The organism is Verrucomicrobiia bacterium (genome assembly GCA_035460805.1).
GTDB lineage: Bacteria > Patescibacteriota > UBA1384 > CAILIB01 > CAILIB01 > DATHWI01.
The window spans coordinates 1-2,914 of record DATHWI010000165.1; the positions used below are offsets into that span (position 1 = coordinate 1).

Here is a 2,914-nt window from a genome sequence, read left to right on the forward strand (position 1 = left end):
TTGAGGCATTAGCGCATGGGGCAGAGGTGGGTATTGAGCCTACGGACATCACCACCCTGCGGGCCATGGAGGCCTTGGCGGGTAAGCATGACGCACACTATATCCGGCTGGCCCCACGGGAGAAGCTTTCCGAGATGCACGAATACTGCAAAGCAGTGGAGGTGCCAGCTATTGCCGGTGGAATGCATATCAGTGCTAAAAAAAGCCGTGACTTGATCACAGCTGGTTGTGTTGGCCTGACCCTTTCCACAGAGCTTAACGAGGCGTTTACCGCAGGAATCCGCACGGCGCTGCGCAGCCGTTCCGAATGCGACCCATCCCGTTACCTGGGGTACGGCGCTACGGCGGTACGAGAACTGGTCAAGGCGCACTACGCCTACTTTCATACTTCATAAATAGGGTTACATGTACGACTTTCTTTCAATAGGTGACACATCGCACAACGTGTTCTTGGAAATGACCGATGACACAGTGCACATCAATTGCCGCAAAAACGACGAAAACTGCGAGATTTGCTTTAGCTGGGCAGACAAGATTCCTGTTAAGGCGCTTCACGACACTATTGGAGGCAACTCTGCCAACGCAGCCGTCTCCTTTGCGCGCTTAGGTCTTAAAACAGCCCTCTACACTCACGTGGGTAAGGACGACCAGGGCGAGCGCATCGTTAAGACACTTCAGGCTGATAATATCGACACTGACTTTGTGGTGACTGACAACGACAAGATGTCCAACTTCAGTACCGTCATCAACTTGCATGGTGAGCGCAGTATCTTGGTGTATCATGAGCACCGGCACTATGCTTTCCCAAAGATTGAGCCTGCAAAGTGGATCTATCTTTCATCCATGGGTGAGGGCTCAGAGAGCATCTTCCCTGACATTTGCGCGTATACAGAGCAGCACCAGGCCAACCTTTGTTACCAGCCTGGTACCTTCCAGTTGAAGCTGGGGAGTGCGCCAGCTGCAGAGCTGCTCCGCCACACCAAGGTCTTCATGGTGAACAAGGAAGAGGCTGAGATGTACCTAGGAATTGAGAAGACTGAGGATTTCCGCCAGCACTTGGACGGTATCCTTGCCCTTGGGCCAAAGATTGCCTTGGTGACCGATGGTACCAAGGGTGCCTACGTTTCCGACGGCAATGAGTACATTTACTTGGGAATTATTGAGGAAGCCCCCCGCAACGAAGCCACGGGTGCTGGAGACAGTTTCTCATCCGCCTTTGCCGCTGCCCTCTCTCACGGGAAAACCCTAGGCGAGGCAATGCTCTGGGGCCAGGCGCAAGCAAGCTCATGCATCCAGCAAGTAGGACCGCAAGCAGGCCTTCTCCCGCAGTCTGAGATTGAGGCTATTCTAGCGGCACATCCAGGCCTTCAGCCTGAACCAATGCGGTAGGTAAGAGCCTATTCTAAGCGAAAAGACGTTCGGAAGAACGTCTTTTTTCTTTGCTAAAGCAGCTCTGGAAAGTAAGATACACCGGACTTTTCATACAAATGATGCTGATTCAACTATGGGCTACTAGAGCCAAATAGCGACACCACTAACCTGAAAAAGGACCATTAACCAGTTGACACCTGGAAAGTACTTTAGCAATACTGATCGCAGCTAAGAAGCTTAATACCTCCAAGGAAACTTGGAAGAATCAGGAGTTACTGTGGCATATTCCCAGATCAACTCCCGCGGTCAAGAATATTTTCTTCACTCGAAGAAGGTAACCCTCAAGGGTGGCCGTCAGGAGACCATTTACTACTTCGCACGCAAGGTTGATGCGCCAAACGCTATCGACGCTGTGCCAGAGACACGTATGGTTTCTGAAAACCCACGCACTGGTCTTCTCCTTCTTAAAAAGAAGGCCTAACCAGCCCCGTACAAAAAGGGAGCCGCAAGGCTCCTTTTTTGGTAGCCAACCTGCTACGCTTATAGCAATGCAGTCCATACAAACGTGTAGCCCCTGAGAATGAAACGCTCCGAACTTGCTTTCACCGCACTCCTGGTTCCGCTTGATGCCCTTATGTTGTTCTTGGCGTTCTTGGCTGCGTATTACCTTCGGGACAACGTCACCTTGCTTTCTCCCGATGTGATTGGTGGTCTTTCCAGTAGGATCCAGTACAACCCTGCCAGTACCATCCAGCCATACGCGCAGTATCTCCACTACGTTGCCTACCTGGTTCCGGGCATGGTGGCGATCTTTGCCCTAACTGGACTCTACAGCCTTACCCGCACCGCTTCTTTCTGGCAGCGACTGGGGAAAGTGGCCCTTGGCGTTTCCGTTGGCCTCTTTTTCATCCTGCTACTCTTCCTCTTTAAGCGGGACTTTTTCCTTCCTCGCACCACCGTCTTGTACAGTTGGCTTTTCGGAATTGTATTCGTCATGGCGGGGCGTGCCCTCATCCGGCTTATTCAGCAGGCTCTCTACCGCCTAGGGACGGGCGTAGTAAGGGTTGGCGTAGTGGGAAACAATGAAGCTGCTAAAACCCTCATGAAACAGCTGACAAAGGGCTGGAGCGCCCAATACAGCCTCGTAAAGATAGAGGAGGATGACGTGGATGGCCTGTTGCCCCATATTACCCGCGATCAAATTGACGAGCTTATCATCGTCAATGAGAAATTCACCGTAGAGAACCTCATCACGCTGCGCAACCGTTGCTTGGAGCAGCATGTAGGCTTTGGCTTCCTGCCGCGCGCCCTCACTGCACTTCAAGGGGCTGATTACACCATCCACGAAGAGTTGGGCATCCCTGTCATTGAAGTAAAGCCAACCCCACTGGATGGCTGGGGAAGGATTGCCAAGCGCACCTTTGATATTGTGGTAAGCACATTGCTAATAATTATTGCGTCGCCGTTCTACCTTCTTATTGGGTTGGTGATGTTCCTTACTTCAGGTTCACCTCTCGTTATTAGGCATAAGCGGATTGGCCGT

The 2,914-nt window shown here is 51.9% G+C and carries 4 protein-coding genes; all 4 read left to right on the plus strand.

What is annotated here, in order from left to right:
• Window positions 1-395 (plus strand): class II fructose-bisphosphate aldolase (locus tag VLA04_06810; protein HSI21366.1); only part of this gene is annotated, 395 nt, incomplete at its 5' end.
• A 10-nt stretch (window positions 396-405) separates the two neighbouring features.
• A complete protein-coding gene (locus VLA04_06815) occupies window positions 406-1,389 on the plus strand; it encodes a carbohydrate kinase family protein (protein HSI21367.1) in 984 nt (327 codons plus the stop codon).
• A gap of 238 nt (window positions 1,390-1,627) precedes the next feature.
• A complete protein-coding gene (locus VLA04_06820; protein ID HSI21368.1) occupies window positions 1,628-1,852 on the plus strand; it encodes a hypothetical protein in 225 nt (74 codons plus the stop codon).
• 99 nt (window positions 1,853-1,951) lie between these two features.
• On the plus strand, window positions 1,952-2,914 hold a 963-nt coding region (locus tag VLA04_06825), incomplete at its 3' end, for a hypothetical protein (protein ID HSI21369.1).